Consider the following 291-nt stretch of genomic DNA (forward strand, 5'->3'; position numbering starts at 1 on the left):
CCCCGAAAAGGTCGAGATCGAGCGCGGCAACGACGTGGCCGAAAACGTCGCGATGGTCGCCCCCAGCGTGTTCGCGCAGTTCGTGTTCACGTTCGTGCTGCTGTTCTTTCTGCTCGCCTCGGGCGACATGTTCTACGAAAAGATCGTGCACGTGCTGCCGACCTTTCACGACAAGCGACGGGCAGTGAAGCTCGTCCACAGCGCGGAGCGCAAGCTGTCGCGCTATCTGCTGACGATCACGGTGATCAACTTCAGCCTGGGCGTCGTCATCGGCCTGACGATGTTCATGCT

1 pseudogene is annotated in these 291 nt (G+C 60.5%); it reads left to right on the forward strand.

The window, feature by feature from the left end:
- A pseudogene (locus tag SAHL_RS03330) lies at nt 1-291 on the forward strand (AI-2E family transporter); the annotation flags it as partial.

Source organism: Salinisphaera orenii subsp. halophila YIM 95161 (assembly GCF_003732545.1).
Lineage (GTDB): Bacteria > Pseudomonadota > Gammaproteobacteria > Nevskiales > Salinisphaeraceae > Salinisphaera > Salinisphaera orenii_A.